The organism is Amaricoccus solimangrovi (assembly GCF_006385685.1).
GTDB classification, from domain to species: domain Bacteria; phylum Pseudomonadota; class Alphaproteobacteria; order Rhodobacterales; family Rhodobacteraceae; genus Amaricoccus; species Amaricoccus solimangrovi.
In genome coordinates this window covers 27,167-45,833 of the sequence record NZ_VFRP01000009.1, presented here as the reverse complement: position 1 = coordinate 45,833, position 18,667 = coordinate 27,167, and the positions used below count along the sequence as shown (strand labels likewise).

General features: G+C 70.3%; 27 protein-coding genes. 22 read left to right on the top strand and 5 right to left on the bottom strand.

Going from position 1 to position 18,667, the window contains the following annotated elements:
* The 5 genes from FJM51_RS10810 to FJM51_RS10790 form a co-directional block, all read right to left on the bottom strand.
* Entirely contained in the window at nucleotides 1-588 is a 588-nt protein-coding gene (locus tag FJM51_RS10810) for a Uma2 family endonuclease (protein WP_210240266.1), read from the bottom strand.
* Nucleotides 589-710: 122 nt separating this feature from the next.
* Nucleotides 711-1,292 carry a 50S ribosomal protein L9 gene (rplI, locus tag FJM51_RS10805; RefSeq protein ID WP_140454155.1) on the bottom strand — a complete coding sequence of 194 codons (582 nt, stop codon included), beginning with the start codon at nucleotides 1,290-1,292 and terminating at the stop codon, nucleotides 711-713.
* A 10-nt stretch (nucleotides 1,293-1,302) separates the two neighbouring features.
* The gene (gene rpsR, locus FJM51_RS10800; protein WP_140454154.1) at nucleotides 1,303-1,530 is read right to left on the bottom strand and encodes a 30S ribosomal protein S18; all 228 of its coding nucleotides are present in this window, start codon (nucleotides 1,528-1,530) and stop codon (nucleotides 1,303-1,305) included.
* A gap of 13 nt (nucleotides 1,531-1,543) precedes the next feature.
* A complete protein-coding gene (gene rpsF, locus FJM51_RS10795; RefSeq protein WP_140454153.1) occupies nucleotides 1,544-1,936 on the bottom strand; it encodes a 30S ribosomal protein S6 in 393 nt (130 codons plus the stop codon).
* Between the two features lie 150 nt (nucleotides 1,937-2,086).
* On the bottom strand, nucleotides 2,087-3,103 hold the full coding sequence (locus FJM51_RS10790; RefSeq protein WP_140454152.1) for a 1-aminocyclopropane-1-carboxylate deaminase: 1,017 nt from the start codon (nucleotides 3,101-3,103) through the stop codon (nucleotides 2,087-2,089).
* 141 nt (nucleotides 3,104-3,244) lie between these two features.
* Here FJM51_RS10790 and FJM51_RS10785 point away from each other — a divergent pair, with 141 nt between their 5' ends.
* The 22 genes from FJM51_RS10785 to FJM51_RS10685 all read left to right on the top strand — a co-directional run bounded on the left by FJM51_RS10785 (nucleotide 3,245) and on the right by FJM51_RS10685 (nucleotide 18,666).
* The gene (locus FJM51_RS10785) at nucleotides 3,245-3,721 is read left to right on the top strand and encodes an Lrp/AsnC family transcriptional regulator (RefSeq protein WP_140454151.1); all 477 of its coding nucleotides are present in this window, start codon (nucleotides 3,245-3,247) and stop codon (nucleotides 3,719-3,721) included.
* A gap of 184 nt (nucleotides 3,722-3,905) precedes the next feature.
* On the top strand, nucleotides 3,906-4,844 hold the full coding sequence (gene fabD / locus FJM51_RS10780; RefSeq protein WP_140454150.1) for an ACP S-malonyltransferase: 939 nt from the start codon (nucleotides 3,906-3,908) through the stop codon (nucleotides 4,842-4,844).
* Nucleotides 4,845-4,855: 11 nt separating this feature from the next.
* Nucleotides 4,856-5,590, top strand: a complete 735-nt coding sequence (gene fabG / locus FJM51_RS10775; protein WP_140454149.1) for a 3-oxoacyl-[acyl-carrier-protein] reductase — start codon at nucleotides 4,856-4,858, stop codon at nucleotides 5,588-5,590.
* A gap of 176 nt (nucleotides 5,591-5,766) precedes the next feature.
* Complete coding sequence (locus FJM51_RS10770) at nucleotides 5,767-6,000, top strand: acyl carrier protein (RefSeq protein ID WP_140454148.1); 234 nt, start codon at nucleotides 5,767-5,769, stop codon at nucleotides 5,998-6,000.
* Nucleotides 6,001-6,128: 128 nt separating this feature from the next.
* Nucleotides 6,129-7,397: a beta-ketoacyl-ACP synthase II gene (gene fabF, locus FJM51_RS10765; protein ID WP_140454147.1), complete on the top strand. Its 1,269-nt coding sequence runs from the start codon at nucleotides 6,129-6,131 to the stop codon at nucleotides 7,395-7,397.
* Nucleotides 7,398-7,406: 9 nt separating this feature from the next.
* Nucleotides 7,407-8,414 carry an endolytic transglycosylase MltG gene (gene mltG, locus FJM51_RS10760; protein WP_140454146.1) on the top strand — a complete coding sequence of 336 codons (1,008 nt, stop codon included), beginning with the start codon at nucleotides 7,407-7,409 and terminating at the stop codon, nucleotides 8,412-8,414.
* 164 nt (nucleotides 8,415-8,578) lie between these two features.
* Nucleotides 8,579-8,884 (top strand): hypothetical protein, encoded by a 306-nt coding sequence (locus FJM51_RS24385; RefSeq protein ID WP_233713078.1) that lies wholly within the window; start codon nucleotides 8,579-8,581, stop codon nucleotides 8,882-8,884.
* Complete coding sequence (locus tag FJM51_RS10755) at nucleotides 8,859-10,187, top strand: DNA-packaging protein (protein ID WP_306419429.1); 1,329 nt, start codon at nucleotides 8,859-8,861, stop codon at nucleotides 10,185-10,187. Before FJM51_RS24385 ends, FJM51_RS10755 begins: the two co-directional genes overlap by 26 nt.
* Before the next feature lie 139 nt (nucleotides 10,188-10,326).
* Nucleotides 10,327-11,505: a phage portal protein gene (locus tag FJM51_RS10750; protein ID WP_140454144.1), complete on the top strand. Its 1,179-nt coding sequence runs from the start codon at nucleotides 10,327-10,329 to the stop codon at nucleotides 11,503-11,505.
* Nucleotides 11,505-11,756, top strand: a complete 252-nt coding sequence (locus tag FJM51_RS10745) for a GTA head formation protein, RCAP_rcc01685 family (protein WP_140454143.1) — start codon at nucleotides 11,505-11,507, stop codon at nucleotides 11,754-11,756. Before FJM51_RS10750 ends, FJM51_RS10745 begins: the two co-directional genes overlap by 1 nt.
* 9 nt (nucleotides 11,757-11,765) lie before the next feature.
* Nucleotides 11,766-12,338 carry an HK97 family phage prohead protease gene (locus FJM51_RS10740; RefSeq protein ID WP_140454142.1) on the top strand — a complete coding sequence of 191 codons (573 nt, stop codon included), beginning with the start codon at nucleotides 11,766-11,768 and terminating at the stop codon, nucleotides 12,336-12,338.
* Nucleotides 12,339-12,373: 35 nt separating this feature from the next.
* The gene (locus FJM51_RS10735) at nucleotides 12,374-13,570 is read left to right on the top strand and encodes a phage major capsid protein (RefSeq protein WP_140454141.1); all 1,197 of its coding nucleotides are present in this window, start codon (nucleotides 12,374-12,376) and stop codon (nucleotides 13,568-13,570) included.
* 145 nt (nucleotides 13,571-13,715) lie between these two features.
* Nucleotides 13,716-14,315: a head-tail connector protein gene (locus tag FJM51_RS10730; RefSeq protein ID WP_140454140.1), complete on the top strand. Its 600-nt coding sequence runs from the start codon at nucleotides 13,716-13,718 to the stop codon at nucleotides 14,313-14,315.
* Nucleotides 14,312-14,653 carry a phage head closure protein gene (locus FJM51_RS10725; protein ID WP_233713071.1) on the top strand — a complete coding sequence of 114 codons (342 nt, stop codon included), beginning with the start codon at nucleotides 14,312-14,314 and terminating at the stop codon, nucleotides 14,651-14,653. The genes FJM51_RS10730 and FJM51_RS10725 overlap by 4 nt, the downstream gene beginning before the upstream one ends.
* Nucleotides 14,650-15,069, top strand: a complete 420-nt coding sequence (locus FJM51_RS10720) for a DUF3168 domain-containing protein (protein WP_140454139.1) — start codon at nucleotides 14,650-14,652, stop codon at nucleotides 15,067-15,069. Before FJM51_RS10725 ends, FJM51_RS10720 begins: the two co-directional genes overlap by 4 nt.
* Before the next feature lie 26 nt (nucleotides 15,070-15,095).
* The gene (locus FJM51_RS10715; RefSeq protein ID WP_140454138.1) at nucleotides 15,096-15,509 is read left to right on the top strand and encodes a phage major tail protein, TP901-1 family; all 414 of its coding nucleotides are present in this window, start codon (nucleotides 15,096-15,098) and stop codon (nucleotides 15,507-15,509) included.
* Nucleotides 15,509-15,844 carry a gene transfer agent family protein gene (locus FJM51_RS10710; protein ID WP_140454137.1) on the top strand — a complete coding sequence of 112 codons (336 nt, stop codon included), beginning with the start codon at nucleotides 15,509-15,511 and terminating at the stop codon, nucleotides 15,842-15,844. The genes FJM51_RS10715 and FJM51_RS10710 overlap by 1 nt, the downstream gene beginning before the upstream one ends.
* On the top strand, nucleotides 15,841-16,062 hold the full coding sequence (locus tag FJM51_RS10705; protein ID WP_140454136.1) for a rcc01693 family protein: 222 nt from the start codon (nucleotides 15,841-15,843) through the stop codon (nucleotides 16,060-16,062). The genes FJM51_RS10710 and FJM51_RS10705 overlap by 4 nt, the downstream gene beginning before the upstream one ends.
* Nucleotides 16,052-16,699, top strand: a complete 648-nt coding sequence (locus tag FJM51_RS10700) for an RcGTA-type gene transfer agent tail tape measure protein (protein WP_140454135.1) — start codon at nucleotides 16,052-16,054, stop codon at nucleotides 16,697-16,699. The genes FJM51_RS10705 and FJM51_RS10700 overlap by 11 nt, the downstream gene beginning before the upstream one ends.
* A gap of 8 nt (nucleotides 16,700-16,707) precedes the next feature.
* Nucleotides 16,708-17,337 carry a DUF2460 domain-containing protein gene (locus FJM51_RS10695; protein WP_140454134.1) on the top strand — a complete coding sequence of 210 codons (630 nt, stop codon included), beginning with the start codon at nucleotides 16,708-16,710 and terminating at the stop codon, nucleotides 17,335-17,337.
* Nucleotides 17,337-18,224 carry a phage/gene transfer agent baseplate hub protein gene (locus FJM51_RS10690; protein ID WP_140454133.1) on the top strand — a complete coding sequence of 296 codons (888 nt, stop codon included), beginning with the start codon at nucleotides 17,337-17,339 and terminating at the stop codon, nucleotides 18,222-18,224. Before FJM51_RS10695 ends, FJM51_RS10690 begins: the two co-directional genes overlap by 1 nt.
* Nucleotides 18,202-18,666, top strand: a complete 465-nt coding sequence (locus FJM51_RS10685; protein WP_140454132.1) for an NlpC/P60 family protein — start codon at nucleotides 18,202-18,204, stop codon at nucleotides 18,664-18,666. The genes FJM51_RS10690 and FJM51_RS10685 overlap by 23 nt, the downstream gene beginning before the upstream one ends.
* Nucleotide 18,667 lies beyond the last annotated feature (1 nt).

The window sequence follows — 18,667 nt, the reverse complement described above, 5'->3', positions numbered from 1 at the left end:
TCAGAGCCCGGCGAAGATGTCGGCGACCCGAACGCGGACCCCCGGCGGATCGAGCGCGATCTCCCCGTCGCGCAGGATACGCGCCGTGATCGTCCCGTCCTCTTCCCGGCGGTGATGGGTGACGCCGCGCCCCTCGGTGTCGACGATCAGATAGTGCCGCGCGCTCGGCAGGGAGAAATACCGCGCGAGCTTCAGCCCGGTATCGACGCCGCGGCTCGACGGCGACACCACCTCGACCAGGATGACCGGATCGTCGATCTCGGTCGCGTCGCCCGGCGCGGGCGGGCCGCAGCGGACCAGCGCGTCGGGCTCGTAGACGGTATCGGCGTCGATCCGGACCGTCACGCCGTCCGGCATCGCCTCGCAGGGCAGGCCGCGCGCGGCGAGGGCGGCGCGGAGGGCGAGCCAGATCTGGGCCTTCGCGCGTGCGTGGTTCACCCGCTCGGGCGCCATCGCGAAGATCCTGCCGTGATGGAGTTCGTAGCGGCCCGAGGGCTGTTCGAGCGCCCAGGCGATGAACTCGTCGGCGGTGAATCTCTCTGGCCGCGGCTCTTCCATCGGGGTTTCCTGAAGCTGTCGGTGTCGCATGCTACCATCTCCGCCGGTCGCGCGCGAGTTTCGCCGCGGCGGGGCCGAGGAAACGTGAACGCCAAGAAAAAAGCCCCGCCGGGCGGCGGGGCTTTTCCTGTTCCGAAGCTCGGAGCGGACGCTCAGCGATCGTCGTCGCCGGGCTCGACCGCGCCGCCGATGTCGTCGAAGAGCTCCTGGATGTCGAATTCGGCCTCGGCGTCCGCCTCGGCCTGGAGTTCCTGGATGCTCTTGCCGGAGGCCTGCATCTCGGCTTCCTCGGCGCTGCGCGCGACGTTCACGGTGATCGCCGCCGTCACCTCGGGGTGCAGGTGCACCTCGATCTCGTGCAGGCCGAGATCCTTGATCGGCTGGTTCAGCACCACCTGGCGCTTGTCGAGCGAGAACCCGCCCTCGGTCGCGGCGTCCGCGATGTCGCGGGTCGTGACCGAGCCGTAGAGCGCGCCGCCGTCGGAGGCGGAGCGAATCACGACGAAGCTCTGGCCGTCGAGTCGGCCCGCGACCTTCTCGGCCTCGCCCTTCGCCTCGAGGTTGCGGGCCTCGAGCTGCGCGCGCTCGTTCTCGAAGCGCTTCAGGTTCGCTTCCGTGGCGCGGAGCGCCTTGCCCTGCGGCAGCAGGAAGTTGCGGGCGTAGCCCTGCTTGACGTTCACCACCTCGCCCATCTGGCCGAGCTTGGCGACGCGTTCGAGAAGTACGACTTCCATCTCCGTCTCCTTACTTCACGGCGTAGGGCAGGAGCGCGACGAAGCGGGCGCGCTTGATCGCGCGGGCGAGCTCGCGCTGCTTCTTCGAGGAGACGGCGGTGATGCGCGAGGGCACGATCTTGCCGCGTTCGGAGATGTAGCGCTGCAGCAGCTTCACGTCCTTGTAGTCGATCTTCGGCGCATTGGCACCCGAGAAGGGGCAGGACTTGCGACGACGGAAAAACGGTCTGTTCGCCATGGGTTGACCCTCCTCAGTTGCTGCCGCTGTTGCTGTCGTCGTCGCGGCGCGGACGGCGGCCGCGGTCGCGCTCGTCGCGCTGGTTCTTCGACTGGATCACCGCCGAGGGGCCTTCCTCGTGGGCCTCGACCTTCACGGTCAGGACGCGCATCACGTCCTCGTGGAGGCGCATCAGGCGCTCCATTTCCTGCACCGCGCCCGAGGGGGCGTCGGACTTCAGGAAGGCGTAGTGCCCCTTGCGGTTCTTGTTGATCTTGTAGGCCATCGTCTTGAGGCCCCAGTATTCCTGACCGACGACCGAGCCGCCGTTGTCCTTCAGGACCTGGCCGAAATGCTCGATGAGCCCTTCGGCCTGCGCGTTGGAGAGATCCTGACGCGCGATGAAGACATGCTCGTAGAGAGACATGCGTGCCACCTTTTCCAAGCGGGCTTCAAAATGGAACCAACACCCTCCGGGTCCATACGAGAGGCCGCGCGACGCAATCCTTGGAGGGATGCGGGCCTATGTCAGATCGGGGGGCAAAAGGCAAGACTCGGACTGCGCGGTGCCTCGGGGTCAGCCGTTGCGATATGTATATGCATATCCGTTGAGCGCCGGGGCGCCGCCGAGATGGGCGTAGAGGACACGCGAGCCCGCGGGGAAGAAGCCCTTCCGGGTGAGGTCGATCAGCCCCTGCATCGATTTCCCCTCGTAGACCGGATCGGTGATCATCGCCTCGGTCCGGGCGGCGAGGCGGATCGCCGCGTTCGTCTCGGCCGAGGGCACGCCATAGGCGGGAGAGGCGTAGTCGGGGTTGATATGGATGTCGCCCTCGGTGATCTCCTGGCCGAGGTCGACCAGTTCCGCGGTGTTCCGGGCGATCTCCGCGACCTGGGCGCGGGTCTGGTCCGGCGTGCCGGAGCCGTCGATACCGATCACGCGATCGGCGCGGCCGTCGGCCTTGAAGCCGACGATCATGCCGGCCTGGGTCGAGCCGGTGACGACGCAGACGATGACATAGTCGAAGGCGAAGCCGAGCGCCTTCTCCTGTTCGCGCACCTCCTCGGCGAAACCGACGTAGCCGAGGCCGCCGAGGCGGTGGACCGAGGCGCCGGCGGGGATGCCGTAGGGCTTGCCGCCCTCGGCGCGGACCTCCTCCATCGCATCCTCCCAGCTCTTCCGGATGCCGATGTCGAATCCGTCGTCGATCACCCGGCTGTCGGCGCCCATCAGGCGGGTCATCAGGATGTTGCCGACGCGGTCATAGACCGCGTCCTCGTGCGGGACCCAGCTTTCCTGGACGAGCCGGCATTTCAGGCCGAGCTTCGCGGCGACGGCCGCGACCATGCGGGTGTGGTTCGACTGCACGCCGCCGATCGAGACGAGCGTGTCGGCGCCCGAGGCGAGGATGTCGGGCACGATGTATTCGAGCTTGCGGAGCTTGTTGCCGCCCAGGGCGAGGCCGGAGTTGCAATCCTCGCGCTTGGCATAGATCTCGACCGCGCCGCCGAGGGCTTCGGTGAGGCGCGGCAGGTGCTCGATCGGGGTCGGGCCGAAGGTGAGGGGATAGCGGTCGAATTCGGCGAGGCGCATGGGCGGGCTCCGTTCTGGATGGGTCGGAGGGGAGCTAGCACGAGCGGGGCGAGGGGTGCTTTCAAACTTCGGCCCACGGTTGGCAGACAGGCTCGTCTGGAGGCTGGAAGAGGAAGATATGTTTCGGATAGAGGCTACGGAATGGAAGATTCTCTCACACCCGGTCTCGACCGAATCGACCTTCGCATCCTGCGGCTCCTGCGCGAGGACGGGCGCATGGCGAACGCGGAGCTCGCGGAGCGGGTGAACGTCAGTCCCGCGACCTGCCACCGGCGGGTGCGGCGGCTGGTCGAGGCCGGGGTGATCCGGGCTTTCCGGGCCGAGATCGCGCCGGAGGCGGTCGGGCTCGGCACCGCGGTGCTGGTGGGCGTGGTGCTCGACCGCTCGACGCCGGAGAGTTTCGCGGCCTTCGAGGCGGCGGTGCTGACGCTGCCGATGGTGCTCGACTGCCATCTGGTCGCGGGGGATTTCGACTATCTGCTGAGGATCCGGGTCCGCGACATGGCCGATTTCAACAAGCTCCACGCCGAGGCGCTGATCGCGCTGCCGGGCGTGCGGCAGACGCGGACCTTCTTCGTGATGAAGGAGGTGAAGGAGGGGGGCGGGCTCGCGTTTTGACGGCGAGGGATGGACGAGGAGCGGCCGGCGGGGGGGAGGCGGGGAGGACGGCGGACCGAGGTCCGCCCTACGCGGGGTGGCGAACCGGCGGGCGGGCGGCGGGGAAGGCGGACCGAGGTCCGCCCTACGGGGTGGACGGTGGGGCGGGCGGGCGCTAGTCAGGCGGAAAACATGGGGGACCGCTATGAAACGGGCGTTCGTCTTTCCTGGGCAGGGCGCCCAGGTGATCGGCATGGGCAGGGATCTCGCGGAAGCCTATCCGGCCGCGGCTGCGGTGTTCGAGGAGGTCGACGCCGCGCTGGGCGAGAAGCTCTCGGCGCTGATCTGGGAGGGCGACATCGCCGAGCTCACGCTGACCGCGAACGCGCAGCCGGCGCTGATGGCGACCTCGCTCGCCGCCTTCCGGGCGATGGAGGCGGAGGGTTTCGGGATCGAACGCGCCGCCTTCGTCGCGGGCCATTCGCTCGGCGAATATTCGGCGCTGGCGGCGGCGGGGGCGCTCAGCGTGACCGACGCGGCGCGGCTGCTCCGGCTGCGCGGCCGGGCGATGCAGGAGGCGGTGCCGGTCGGCGTCGGCGCGATGGCCGCGCTGCTCGGGCTCGATCTCGCGGGGGCCGAGGCGGTGGCGGCGGAGGCCGCGCAGGGCGAGGTCTGCGCGGCGGCCAATGACAACGATCCGGCGCAGGTGGTGGTTTCCGGCGACAAGGCCGCGGTCGAGCGGGCCGTGGAGATCGCCAAGGCGAAGGGCGCCAAGCGCGCGCTGCTCCTGCCGGTGAGCGCGCCGTTCCATTGCGCGCTGATGGCGCCGGCGGCCGAGGTGATGAAGGACGCGCTGGCGGAGACGGAGATCAGCGCGCCGGCGGTGCCGGTGGTCGCGAATGTCCGCGCCGGGGCGGTGAGCGATCCGGAGGAGATCCGGCGGCTCCTGGTCGAGCAGGTCACGGGCCGGGTGCGCTGGCGCGAGAGCGTGCTCTACATGGCCGGCGAGGGCGTCGGCGAGATGATCGAGATCGGCGCGGGCAAGGCGCTGTCGGGGATGATCCGGCGGATCTCGAAGGAGGTCGCGGTGCGCGCGGTGAACGGGCCGGCCGACGTGGCGGCGCTGGCCGCGGTCGAAGCCTGAGGGGAGAGAGCATGTTCGACTTGACGGGAAAGACGGCGCTGGTGACGGGCGCCTCGGGCGGGATCGGCGGCGCGGTGGCGAAGGCGCTGGCGGGCCAGGGCGCGAAACTCGCGCTCTCGGGCACGCGGGTCGCGCCGCTCGAGGCGCTCGCGGGCGAGATCGGGGAGGCGGCGGTGCTGCCCTGCGATCTCTCCGACGCGGAGGCGGTCGAGGCGCTGCCGAAACGGGCGGCCGAGGCGCTGGGCGGCGTCGATATCCTGATCAACAACGCCGGCGTCACGCGCGACCAGCTTTTCATGCGCATGTCCGACGAGGACTGGGCGCGCGTGATCGCGGTCAACCTCACCAGCGTGATGCGGCTCTCGCGCGGCGTGCTGAGGGGCATGATGAAGGCGCGCTGGGGGCGGATCGTCAACATCAGCTCGGTCGTCGGCGTCACCGGCAATCCCGGCCAGGCCAATTACGCGGCGAGCAAGGCCGGCGTGATCGGCATGTCGAAGAGCCTCGCCCAGGAGGTCGCGAGCCGGGGGGTGACGGTGAATTGCGTGGCGCCCGGCTTCATCGCCACGGCGATGACGGACGCGCTGAACGAGGAGCAGCGCGGGCGGATCCTCGGCGGCATCCCGGCCGGACGGATGGGGAGCGCGGAGGAGATCGCGGCGGCGGTGGTCTATCTCGCCTCGGCCGAGGCGGCTTACGTGACGGGGCAGACCTTGCACGTAAATGGTGGAATGGCCATGATTTAGGCACCGTTCGGCGGCGCCGGGGGCCGCCCGCATTAGCGTTTGCGGCGGCTCACGGTTATGCTATAGCGCGCGACGAGGTTTACGCGACCTTCGGACCGGCGCGAAGCGGCGGATCGGGCCGGGGATCGGAAACGGACGGCAAGAATCCCGGACCGGGATCCAAAGAGGAAGAGACAATGAGCGATATCGCAGAGCGCGTCAAAAAGATCGTCGTGGAACATCTGAGCGTGGACGAGTCGAAGGTTACCGACAATGCCTCGTTCATCGACGACCTGGGCGCGGACAGCCTCGACACGGTCGAGCTCGTGATGGCGTTCGAGGAAGAATTCGGCATCGAGATCCCGGACGACGCGGCCGAGACGATCCAGACCTACGGCGACGCGGTCAAGTTCATCACCGCGAATTCCTGATCGATCGTTCCGGTTCGGAGCGACGGCGTCCGGGGAACTTCCCGGGCGCCGTTTTCGTATGAGCGGGTGGGCTTGTCGCTCCGCGGGCTTCGGGATAAACGGTCGCGAAACGGGAAGAGGGCGCGAAAATGACGAAGCGGCGCGTGGTTATCACCGGTCTTGGCCTGGTCACGCCCCTGGCCTGCGGGGTGGAGGAGACGTGGAAGCGGCTCGTCGCGGGCCAGTCCGGCGCGGGCAAGATCACGCGGTTCGACGCGAGCCATCTCGCCTGCGACATCGCCTGCGAGGTTCCCCGCGGCGACGGGACCGGGGGAACGTTCAACGCCGACGACTGGATGGCGCCGAAGGAGCAGCGCAAGGTCGACGATTTCATCCTGTTCGCGATGGCGGCCGCCCAGCAGGCGATCGAGGACTCCGGCTGGATGCCCGAGGACGAGGCGGAGCGCGAGCGGACCGGGGTCATCATCGGCTCGGGGATCGGCGGGCTCGACAACATCGCCCAGACCGCGATCACGCTGAAGGAGAAGGGGCCCAGGCGCGTCTCGCCCTTCTTCATTCCGGGCAGCCTCATCAATCTCTGCTCGGGCCAGGTCTCGATCAGGTACGGGTTCAAGGGACCGAACCATTCGGTGGTGACGGCCTGTTCGACCGGCGCGCATGCGATCGGCGACGGGGCGCGGATGATCGGGTACGGCGACGCCGACGTGATGATCGCGGGCGGCGCCGAGGCTGCGATCTGCGAGATCGGCATCGCGGGTTTCGCGGCCTGCAAGGCGCTCTCGACCGGGTTCAACGACACGCCCGAGAAGGCGAGCCGGCCCTATGACAGGGATCGCGACGGTTTCGTGATGGGCGAGGGCGCGGGGATCGTCGTCCTCGAGGAATACGAGCATGCGAAGGCGCGGGGCGCGAAGATCTACGCCGAGGTGATCGGCTACGGCCTGTCGGGCGACGCCTATCACATCACCTCGCCGGCGCCCGACGGCAACGGCGGCTACCGCGCGATGGCGGCGGCGCTCAGGGATGCCGGGATCGCGCCGGCGGATGTCGACTACGTGAACGCGCATGGCACCTCGACGCCGCTCGGCGACGAGATCGAGCTCGGCGCGGTGGCGCGGCTGCTCGGAAACGCGGCGAGCAAGGTGACGATGTCCTCGACCAAATCGGCGACCGGGCATCTCCTCGGCGCCGCGGGGGCGATCGAGGCGATCTTCTGCGTGCTGGCGCTGCGCGACCAGGTGGCGCCGCCGACGCTCAACCTCGACAATCCGAGCGTGGAGACGCCGATCGATCTGGCGCCCAAGGCGGCGGTGGAGCGCGAGATCGACATCGCGCTGTCGAATTCCTTCGGCTTCGGCGGCACCAACGCGTCGCTGGTCCTGCGCCGGATGGCCTAGGCGCGCCGCATGTTCCGCCACATCGCCGCCAACGCGCTGACCATCCTGATCGTCGCGCTCGCGCTGCTCCTCGGCGCGATCGTCTGGGGGCAGCGGCAATACGCCGCCCCCGGCCCGCTGACCGAGCCGCTGGTGATGGAGGTCGACCGGGGCGAGGGGCTCTCGAGCGTCGCGGCGAAGCTGCGCTCCGAGGGAGCGATCCGCAACGACACGATCTTCCGCGTGGCGGCGCGCTATTCGAAGCTCGATCAGGGGCTGCGGTACGGGGAATACCAGATCCCGCCCGGGGCCTCGATGAAGGACATCCTCGAACTGATGAACCGGGGCGGCAATGTCGTGCGTCAGGTCATCGTGCCGGAGGGCTGGACCAGCTGGCAGGTCGTCGAGATGCTGAACAACCGCGACGACCTGTCGGGCGAGGTCGCGGAACTGCCCGGGGAGGGCTCGCTGGCGCCGGCGGGCTACGATTTCCAGCGCGGCGACACGCGGCAGTCGCTGATCGACCGGATGCGGGCGCGGCAGGACAGGATCCTGGCCGAGGCCTGGGCGAACCGCGAGCAGGGCCTGCCGCTCAGGACGCCGGAGGAACTGCTGATCCTCGCCTCGATCGTCGAGAAGGAGACCGGCCTGCCGGAGGAGCGGGCGATGGTGGCCTCGGTCTTCGAGAACCGGCTGAGGGAGGGGATGCGGCTGCAGACCGACCCGACGGTGATCTACGGGCTGACGCTCGGCAAGGAGACGCTGGGCCGGGGCCTCAGGGCGAGCGAGCTTGCGAAGCCGACGCCCTACAACACCTACCTGATCCAGGGATTGCCGCCGACGCCGATCGCCAATCCCGGCGAGGCGGCGATCGAGGCGACGGCCCATCCGGCGGAGGGCGACATGCGCTACTTCGTGGCGAACGGCACCGGCGGGCATGTCTTCTCGGCGACGCTGAGCGAGCACAACCGGAACGTGGCGGCCTGGCGGCGGATCGAGGCGGAGCAGCGGCGGGCGGCGCAACCGGCGAGCGACTGAGGCGCGCGGGAAAATCGCACAACCTCAGATTTAGTTCTTGACGCGGCGAACGCTCCAGGGTATACCTTCGGGCAAGCTGGTAGAAATGCGACGGCGGGCACGCGGAATGGCGTGCGCCGCCGTTTTCGTTTCGGCCCGGGCGGAGCAGCCAGGGCGACTATCACATGACAATCTCAGCTGATGAATCGGCGGCGCCGGGCGATCTGCTCGGGCGCGCGCGAGTATTGTATCGTGATCTCACCGTGGCGCTTCACGGTCGGATCGCGCACGGTGCCGGGTGGGAGCCCGGCGGCGGCTGGCGGGACGAGGCCCTGATCCGGGCACATGGAACCGCGCTGCGAGCCGTGCTCGACATCGAGGCGGGTCTTGACGAAAGAAGCAGAAGGGACGGGGCGGGCGGAGAGCTCGACCTCGACGCCGCGCGCGCGGAAATCCTTGCGCGACTTGCTCTCTGGTCTGAGCGCGGCTGAGCGCGAGGCCTTTCTCGACGGGCTGTCCCCGAACGCGCTCTCCGCGCTGCCCTGGCTCTTCGAGCACTGGGCGCTCGCGGGGCACCAGCTGCCCCCCGCGGGCGACTGGACCACCTGGGTGATCCTCGGCGGGCGCGGCGCGGGCAAGACACGCGCGGGCGCGGAGTGGATCCGCGCCCGCGTCGAAGGCGCGCGCCCGGCGGATCCGGGCGAGTGCGAACGCGTGGCGCTGGTGGCGGAGACGCTCGACCAGGCGCGCGACGTGATGGTTTTCGGGGAATCCGGGATCCTCAACTGCTCGCCTCCGGACCGGCGTCCGGAATGGCAGGCGACGCGCCGGCGGCTGGTCTGGCCGAACGGAGCCGAGGCGCGGATCTTCTCGGCGAGCGATCCCGAGAGCCTGCGGGGGCCGCAGTTCGACTGCGCCTGGAGCGACGAGCTCGCGAAATGGCCGAAGGGACAGGCGACCTGGGACATGCTGCAGTTCGGGCTCCGGCTCGGGCTCCGGCCGCGGCAGCTGGTGACGACGACGCCGCGCAACAACGCGCTCCTGCGCGCGCTCCTTGACGACGCGGAGACGGTCTCGACCCATGCGCCGACCGAGGCGAACCGGATGCATCTCGCGAGGAGCTTTCTCGAGACGGTGACGCGGCGCTACGCCGGCGGCCGGCTCGGGCGGCAGGAGCTCGACGGGGTGATGCCGAACGACGCGGAGGGCGCGCTCTGGACCTGGCCGATGCTGGAGGCGGCGCGGGTGCCGCGGCCGCTGGAGCTCAGCCGCGTCGTGGTCGCGGTCGATCCGCCGGTCAGCGCCGGGGAGGAGGCCGACGAATGCGGGATCATCGTCGCGGGGGTGGCCCAGGGCGGCGCGCCGAAGGACTGGATCGGCGAGGTGATCTTCGACGGCAGCCTGAAGGGTGCGACGCCCACCACCTGGGCGGCGCGGGCGGTGGAACTCTACCACCGGTTCAGGGCGGACCGGCTGATCGCGGAGGTGAACCAGGGCGGAGACCTGGTCGCGACGGTGGTGCGCCAGATCGATCCGCTGGTGTCCTATCGCGGGGTCAGGGCCTCGCGGGGCAAGGCGGCGCGGGCGGAGCCGGTCGCGGCGCTCTACGAACAGGGGCGGATCCTGCATCGGGGCGCCTTTCCGGCGCTCGAGGACCAGATGCGGGCGATGAGCGCCGCGGGGTTCACCGGCCGGGGCAGTCCGGACCGGGTCGACGCGCTGGTCTGGGCGATGACGGAACTCATGATCGACCCGGCCGAGGGCTGGCGGAACCCGCGGGTGCGGCGGCTCTGAGGCGGCGGGGATGGCGGACCGAGGTCCGCCCTACGGCGGGCGGGATGGCGGACCGAGGTCCGCCCTACGGTTGGGTGGCGCGAGCGCGGGCGGACCGAGGTCCGCCCTACGGGTTCATGACAATTCGGGAGCGGGCTTCATGGTCTTGCAAATCTTTCGCGCGCGCGCCGAGGCGGCGCCGGAGGCGAAGGCCTCGGCGGCGGCGCCTCTGATCGCGTTCCAGGGCGCGGGGCGGGTCGCATGGTCGGCCCGCGACAACGGCACGTTGACGCGGATCGGGTTTCTCGACAATCCGGTCGGACATCGCTGCGTCAAGCTGATCGCCGAGGCGGCGGCGGCGGTGCCGGTGATCGCGCAGGACGTCGATCGCCGGTTCGACGTCCATCCGGTGCTCGACCTGATCGCGGCGCCGAATCCGGGGCAGGGCGGCGCGGCGCTGCTCGAAATGTTCTACGGCAACCTGCTGCTGACCGGGGACGCCTATCTGGAGGCGGCGGGAAGGCACGCCTCGGGCGGGCCGCGCGAGCTCTACTGCCTCCGCTCGGACCGGATGAGCGTGGTGCCGGGGGCCGATGGCTGGCCGGTCGCCTATGAATACAGCTTGGGCGCGCGCAAGCATGTGTTCGACATGCGCGGTGGGGATCATCCGCCGATCCTGCATGTGCGGAGCTTCCATCCGACCGACGATCATTACGGGCTGACGCCGCTCAGGGCGGCGGCGAGCGCGGTCGACGTGCACAATTCCGCGGGCGCCTGGTCGAAGGGGCTGCTCGACAACGCGGCGCGGCCCTCGGGGGCGATCGTCTATCGCGGCGCGGACGGGATGGGGGCGCTGGGACAGGAGCAGTATTCGCGGCTGATCGACGAGCTCGAGAACCATCATCAGGGGGCGCGCAACGCCGGACGGCCGATGCTGCTCGAGGGCGGGCTCGACTGGAAGCCGATGGGCTTCTCGCCCTCGGACATGGAGTTCCACCGGACGAAGGAGGCGGCCGCGCGCGACATCGCGCTCGCCTTCGGGGTGCCGCCGATGCTGCTCGGCCTGCCGGGGGACAACACATATGCGAACTATCAGGAAGCGCACCGGGCCTTCTACCGGCTGACGGTGCTGCCGATGGTGGCGAAGACGCTGGCGGCGCTGTCGTCCTGGCTGCCGGGCTTCTACGGCGCGGCGTTCCAGCTTCGCGTCGACGAGGACAATGTGCCGGCGCTCTCGGCGGAGCGCGAGGCGCTCTGGGCGCGGATCGTCGCGGCGGATTTCCTGAGCGAGGCGGAGAAGCGGCTGATGCTCGGCCTGCCGGCCGCGAGGGAGGCGTGATGCGGCAGGCGGCGACGGCCCGGGGCGGCGGCTCGCGCTTTCTCTACGAGCCCTTCGACGTGGCCTCGGCCCGGATCGAGGTGAACGAGCGGATCGCGGAGGAGCGCTGGGCGCAGCTCGAGCGCCGGCTCGTGCAGATCGAGGTCGGGATCGACCGGCTCGAGCGGCGGATCTGGGTCGCGGTCTATGGCGCGGCTTCGCTGATCCTCGCCGACATCGCCTACGGGCTCCTGAACATCGCGGGTTCCTGAGGAGGAAGCATGAATTTCGGATTGCAGGGCGCGCTCGAGACCAAGTTCGCCCGGTTCGGCGGCGATTTGGGCCTCGGCGAGGGCGCGGAGATCGCGGGCTATGCGAGCCTGTTCGGCGCGACGGACCAGGGCGGCGACGTGGTCGCGGCGGGCGCCTACGGCGCGTCGCTCGGCCGGCTCGCCGCGGCGGGCGGCAGGGTGAAGATGCTGTGGCAGCACGATCCGGCGCGGCCGATCGGCGTCTGGGACGAGGTGCGCGAGGACGGGCGCGGGCTCTTCGTGCGGGGGCGGCTGCTGACCGAGGTGCAGGCCGCGCGCGAGGCGCTCGCGCTCCTGCGCGCGGGTGCGATCGACGGGCTCTCGATCGGCTATCGGACGCTCACCGCGGAGAAGTCGGCGGGGGGTCGGGTGCTGCATGAGGTGGAGCTCTGGGAAGTGTCGCTCGTCACCTTCCCGATGCTGCCGGAGGCGCGGGTGCGCGCGGGGGTAGAGGCCGGGGCGGCCGAGGCCGGGACGGCCGAGGAGGATCTGGCGCTCACGCTGGTCGAGAGCCTGCGGGCGGCGCGGGAGATGCTGGCGTGAGGGCCGGCGGGATCAACATCAAGGAAGTGAGCGCGATGCAGACACCTGAGTTCAAGTCCCGGGCCGAGGTGCCGGGCGCGAGGGACCCGCGGGGTGAGGTGAAGGCCGCCCTCACGGGGTTCCTCGGCGAATTCGCCGCCTTCCAGTCGGAAATCAAATCGAAGCTCAAGGAACAGGAAGCTCAGCTCGCCATGCTCGACCGGCAATCCATCGCGCTCTCCCGGCCCCATCTCTCGCGTTCCGCCGAGGCGGAGATCCCGCACAAGAAGGCCTTCGCGGCCTACCTCCGCACCGGCGACGACGACGGTCTGCGGGGGCTCGCGCTCGAAGGCAAGGCGATGTCGAGCGCGGTGGCGGCGGATGGCGGCTATCTGATCGATCCGCAGACGGCCGCCGAGATCGTCGGCGTGCTGCGCTCGACCGCCTCGATCCGGGCGATCGCCAACGTGGTGAGCGTCGAGGCGAGCGCCTTCGATGTGCTGGTCGATCATACCGAGGCGGGCGCGGGCTGGGCGACGGAGACCGCCGAGCGGACCGAGACCGGCACGCCGCAGGTGGACCGGATCTCGATCCCGCTGCATGAGCTCTCGGCGCTGCCGAAGGCGTCGCAGCGGCTCTTGGACGACTCGGCCTTCGACGTCGAAGGCTGGCTCGCGCAGCGGATCGCGGACAAGTTCAGCCGCGCCGAGGCGCAGGCCTTCCTCAACGGCGACGGGGTCGACAAGCCGACGGGGGTGCTGAACTATCCCAAGGTCGACAACGATCTCTGGGCCTGGGGTTCGCTCGGCTACGTTCCGACCGGCGCGGATGGCGATTTCCTCGCGAGCGATCCGGCGGATGCGATCGTCGATCTGGTCTACGCGCTCGGCGCGCGGTACCGGGCGAACGCGACCTTCGTGATGAATTCCAAGACCGCGGGCGCGGTCAGGAAGATGAAGGACGCGGACGGGCGGTTCCTGTGGTCGGACGGGCTGGCGGCGGCCGAGCCCGCGCGGCTCATGGGCTATCCGGTGCTGATCGCCGAGGACATGCCGGATATCGCGCCGGACGCCTACGCGATCGCCTTCGGCGATTTCCGCGCCGGCTATACCGTCGCGGAGCGGCCGGACCTCAGGATCCTGCGCGATCCCTTCTCGGCGAAGCCGCATGTGCTCTTCTACGCCACCAAGCGGATCGGCGGCGATGTCAGCGACTTCGCCGCGATCAAGCTGCTGAGGTTCGCGGTGGCCTGAGGCCCGAGCCGCGAAGGGCCGGCTTCCCCGGAAGCCGGCCCGGACGTCCCCGCGCTCGACCAGCCGCTGCTCCTCCTTCCGCCCGGGGAGCGCGGGGACGCCCCCATTGCCGGGACTTGCCGAACCGCGAGCGAGGAAGATGCCGATGATCCTGACCGAAGTGAGCGCCCCATCCCGGGAGGCGATGCCGATCCGCGCCTTCGGGGAACACCTGAGACTCGGGTCCGGCTTCGCCGATGACGGGTCGCAGGATGCGATCCTGGAACTCTACCTGCGCTCGGCGATGGCGGCGATCGAGGCCCGGATCAGCCGCGCGCTGCTGGCGCGGTCCTTCGTGGTGGCGGTGAGCGACTGGCGGAGCGACGCCTGCCAGCCCCTGCCGCTGGCACCCGTCCGGTCGGTCGAATCGGTGGCGCTGCTGACGGGCGAGGAGGACCGCGCCGAGGTCGCCCCGGAAAGCTGGTCGCTGATGCGCGACGATGCGCGGCCGCGGCTGGTCGGGCGGTTCGGGCGCAACCTGCCCCGGATCCCGCGCGGCGGGCGCGCCGAGATCCGCTTTGTCGCCGGATACGGCGCGGCCTGGGGCGATGTGCCGGCCGACCTGCGGCAGGCGGTCTTCCTGCTCGCCGCGCATTTTCACGAGAACCGGGGCGAGGGGGCGCTGTCGGGCAGGATGATCCCGTTCGGCGTGCTCATGCTGATCGAGGCCTATCGCGCGATCCGGATCGGACGGGGCGCGGCGTGACCGGGGTGTCGGACCTGACCCGGGCGCTGGTGCTCGAGGAGCCGGAGCGGGTGCCCGACGGCTGCGGCGGCTTCGCCGTGACCTGGATCGGCGTCGGGACGCTCTGGGCCAGCGTCGTGGCGCGCAGGGGCCGCGAGGCCTTCGTCGCCGGACGGACCGAGGCGCGTGTGACCTATCGCATTCTGGTGCGCGGCGCCCCGCCGGGGGCGCGATCCCGGCCGCGGGCGGATCAGCGCTTTCGCGAAGGGAGCCGGATCTTCGACATCGTGAGCGTGGCGGAGGCCGATCCTCGGGGCCGGTTTCTCGAGATCATCGCCGAGGAGGGGCGGATGTCATGACCCTGTCATTCGGAGTGGGATTGCAGGCGGCGGTCCATGCGCGGCTCGTGTCCGACGCGGCGCTCGCGGCCCTGATCGGGGCGGCGGTCTATGACGCGCCGCCCGATCCGGCGCGGGTGGCGCGGCTCGCCCATGTGACGCTCGGCGAGGAGCGGGTCCGGCCCTTCGACACCAAGACGAGCTCCGGCGCCGAGCACGATTTCGCGGTCACCGTGCATTCCGGCGAGGACGGGTTCGCGACGGCGAAGCGGATCGCAGCGGCGGTCTGCGCCGCGCTCGTGGACGCGCCGCTTTCGCTCGCGCACGGCAAGCTGGTCTCGATCAGCTTCCGGCGCGCCACGGCCGAGCGCGCGGCGGCGCCGGAGAAGCGGCGCGTCTCCCTGATGTTTCGCGCGATCATCGATCAGGACGCGTGATGGCACTCAATTACAGGACGAAAGCAATGGCGGCCCAGAGAGGCAAGGACCTTCTTCTCAAGCTCGATCTGACCGGTGGAGGCGCATTCCAGACCATCGCGGGGCTCCGGGCCTCGCGCATCACCTTCAACGCGGACACGGTCGACGTGACCCATCTCGGCAGCGAGGGGCGCTGGCGCGAACTGCTCGGCGGCGCGGGCGTCCGGAGCGCGTCGATCAGCGGCTCCGGCGTGTTCCGCGACGAGGCGACGGACGAACGCGCCCGCGCGATCTTCTTCGCGGGCGAGATCCCGCGCTTTCAGGTGATCATTCCCGATTTCGGTGTCGTCGAGGGGCCGTTCCAGATCACGAGCCTGGAATACGCGGGCGATCACGATGGCGAGGCCACCTACGAGATCGCGCTCGCCTCGGCCGGGGCGCTCGGTTTCGAGGTGCTGTGATGGTCAATCCGTATCGTGGCGAGGTCACGCTCGGCGTCGATGGCGCGCCGAGGGTCATGCGCCTGACGCTCGGCGCGCTGGCGGAGCTGGAGGCGAAGCTGGAATGCGACTCGCTGCTCGAGATGATCGCGCGGTTCGAGAACGGCGCGTTTCGGGTCCGCGACCTGATCGGGCTGCTGACCGCAGGGCTGAACGGCGGCGGCTGGCGCGTGGATGAGGCGGAACTGATCGAGCATCGGATCGACGGCGGGCCGCTGGCCGCGGCGCAGGCGGCGGCGCGGCTGCTGAAGCTCACCTTCACGCTGCCGGGGGACGAGCCGGACGGCGGGCAGTGAGGCGGATCGACTGGCCGCGCCTGATCCGCCTCGGCCTCGTGGATCTGCGGCTGAGGCCGGGGGACTTCTGGGAGCTGACGCCGGCCGAGTTGCTGCTCCTCGCCGGGCATGGCGCGGGGCCCGAAGCGCTGACCCGCCGCGGTCTCGCCGAACTCCTCGCGCGCTTTCCCGATGCGCGGGACGCGCCAATTCAGGAGGGACAAGAGAGTGGAATATGAGAGCGAGCTCGCGCGGATCGAGGCGCAGTTCATCGGGCTGGAAGGGAGTCTGTCCGGTCTGGAGGGCGTGGCCTCGTCCTTCCGCCGGGAGATGGAGAGCGTCGGCGGCACGATGAAGGACGCGGGCCGGGAGGCGTCGGGCATGTCACGCTCGATCTCCACCTCGCTGCGCCAGGCGTTCGAGGGTGTGATCTTCGACGGGGAGTCACTCTCCGACGCGCTGGCGGGGATCGGCCGGAGCCTGAGCGGCGCCGCGCTGAACCAGGCGCTCGCGCCGGTGCGGAATTCCGTCGGCTCCGCCGTCCAGTCCGCGCTCGGCGGCCTGCTCGGCTTCGCGAAGGGTGGCGCGTTTCATGGCGGCCGGGTGAGCGCCTTCGCCCAGGGAGGCGTGGTCGACCGGCCGACGACCTTTCCGATGCGGGGCGGGACCGGGCTGATGGGCGAGGCGGGGCCGGAGGCGATCATGCCGCTGGCCCGCGGCGCGGATGGCCGGCTCGGCGTGCGCGCGGGTGGCGGCGGGGCCGTGAACGTGACGATGAACATCACCTCGCCCGATGTCGCCGGGTTCCAGCGGTCGCGGACGCAGGTCGCGGCCGAAATGGGTCGCGCCATCCAGCGCGGCCGGCGCAATCTCTGAGGTCGAGCATGAATTTTCACGAGGTCCGGTTTCCCGCGCCGCTGTCGATGGGGTCGAGCGGCGGGCCGGAGCGACGCACCGAGATCGTCGCGCTCCGCAACGGGGCCGAGGAGCGCAACACGCCCTGGCGGCATTCGCGGCGGCGCTACGACGCCGGCCTCGGGGTGCGGTCGCTGGACGATCTCGCCGAAGTGATCGCCTTCTTCGAGGCGCGGCGAGGCCAGCTTTACGGATTCCGCTGGAAGGACTGGGCGGATTTCAAGTCCTGCGCGCCCTCGGCGCGTCCCGCGGCCACGGACCAGCGGATCGGGACCGGCGACGGGGTGACGCGGGCGTTCCCGCTTGCCAAGAGCTATGGCGCGGACGCCGACGCCTATGCCCGGCCGATCCGCAAGCCGGTGGCGGGAAGCGTGAGCGTCGCGGTGGCGGGCGAGACGCTGGTGGCGGAGGCGTTCACGCTCGATCCGGCGAGCGGCCTCGTCACGCTGGCCGAGGCGCCGACGGAGGGGGTCTTCGTCACCGCGGGGTTCGAATTCGACGTTCCCGTGCGTTTCGACACGGACCGGATCGCCGTCAGCGTGACGGGCTTCGCGGCGGGCGAGATCCCGAGCGTTCCGGTGATCGAGGTGCGTGTCTGATGCGGATCCTCGACGCGGCGCTGCGGGCGCATCTGGAAGGCGGCGCGACAAGTCTCTGCCGATGCTGGCTGGCGCGGCGCGCGGATGGCAGGGCCTTCGGTTTCACCGATCACGATGACGACCTGTCCTTCGAGGGGCAGATGTTCCGCGCCGGCAGCGGCATGGACGCGAGCGCGCTGAAGAGCGCGACCGGACTCAGCGTCGACAACCTCTCGGTCATCGGTGCCCTGACGGACGCGGGCGTGACGGAGGCCGATATCGGCGCAGGGCGGTTCGATGGCGCGGAAGTCCTGCACTGGCTCGTCAACTGGCGCGCGCCGGAGCAGAGGATCCTGGTCTTCCGGGGAACCTTCGGCGAGATCAGCCGGAAGGATGGCGGGTTCGAGGTCGAGTTGCGGGGACCCGCGGAGGCGCTGAATCTTCCCGTCGGCCGCAACCTGCTCCGCCGCTGCGACGCGACCCTGGGCGATACCCGGTGCGGCGTCGATGTCTCGGACGCGGCCCATTCGGCGGTCGCGCGCGTCCGGAACGCGAAAGGCGCCAGGGTGTCCTTGGCGGAGCTCGGGCATTTCGAGGCGGCTTGGTTCACGGGCGGACGCGTTGTCTGGCGGAGCGGCGCGAATGTCGGACTGGAGGGGCGGGTGAAGGTGGACGCGGTAGAAGCCGGGGGGCGCCTGCTCGTTCTCTGGCAGGAACCGGCCTTCACGCCCGAGCCTGGCGACGAGGCGGTCGTGATCGCGGGCTGCGACGGGCTCGCCGCGACCTGCCGCGCGAAATTCGGCAATTTCCTCAACTTCAGAGGGTTTCCGCACATTCCCGGCGAGGATTGGGTGACGGCGTATCCCAGGGAGGGGGAGGTGCATGATGGCGGAAGCCGCTCACGATGAAGTCCGCGCTCAGGGAGACCTGATCGTCGCGCGCGCGCGCCTCTGGATCGGCACGCCCTATCGGCATCAGGCGAGTTGCCGCGGAGCGGGCGCGGATTGCCTTGGCCTGGTCCGGGGCGTCTGGCGCGAGGTGCGCGGCGCGGAGCCCGAGGAGGTTCCGCCCTACACCGCCGACTGGTCCGAAGCCGGGGGACCCGAGGATCTGCTGAACGCGGCCCGTCGCAACCTCCGCTCCGTCGCGCGCGAGGAGGCGGCCCCGGGGGACATCCTGGTGCTTCGGATGATCGAAGGCGGGCTCGCGAAGCACGTCGGCATTCTGGGACGCGCGCCGGGGGGGTTCGAGACGCTCATCCATGCCTATTCGGGTCACGGCGTCGTCGAGTCGCCCCTGACCCCCGCCTGGCGCCGCCGCGTCGCCGGCGCATTCCGTTTTCCGCGCTGAG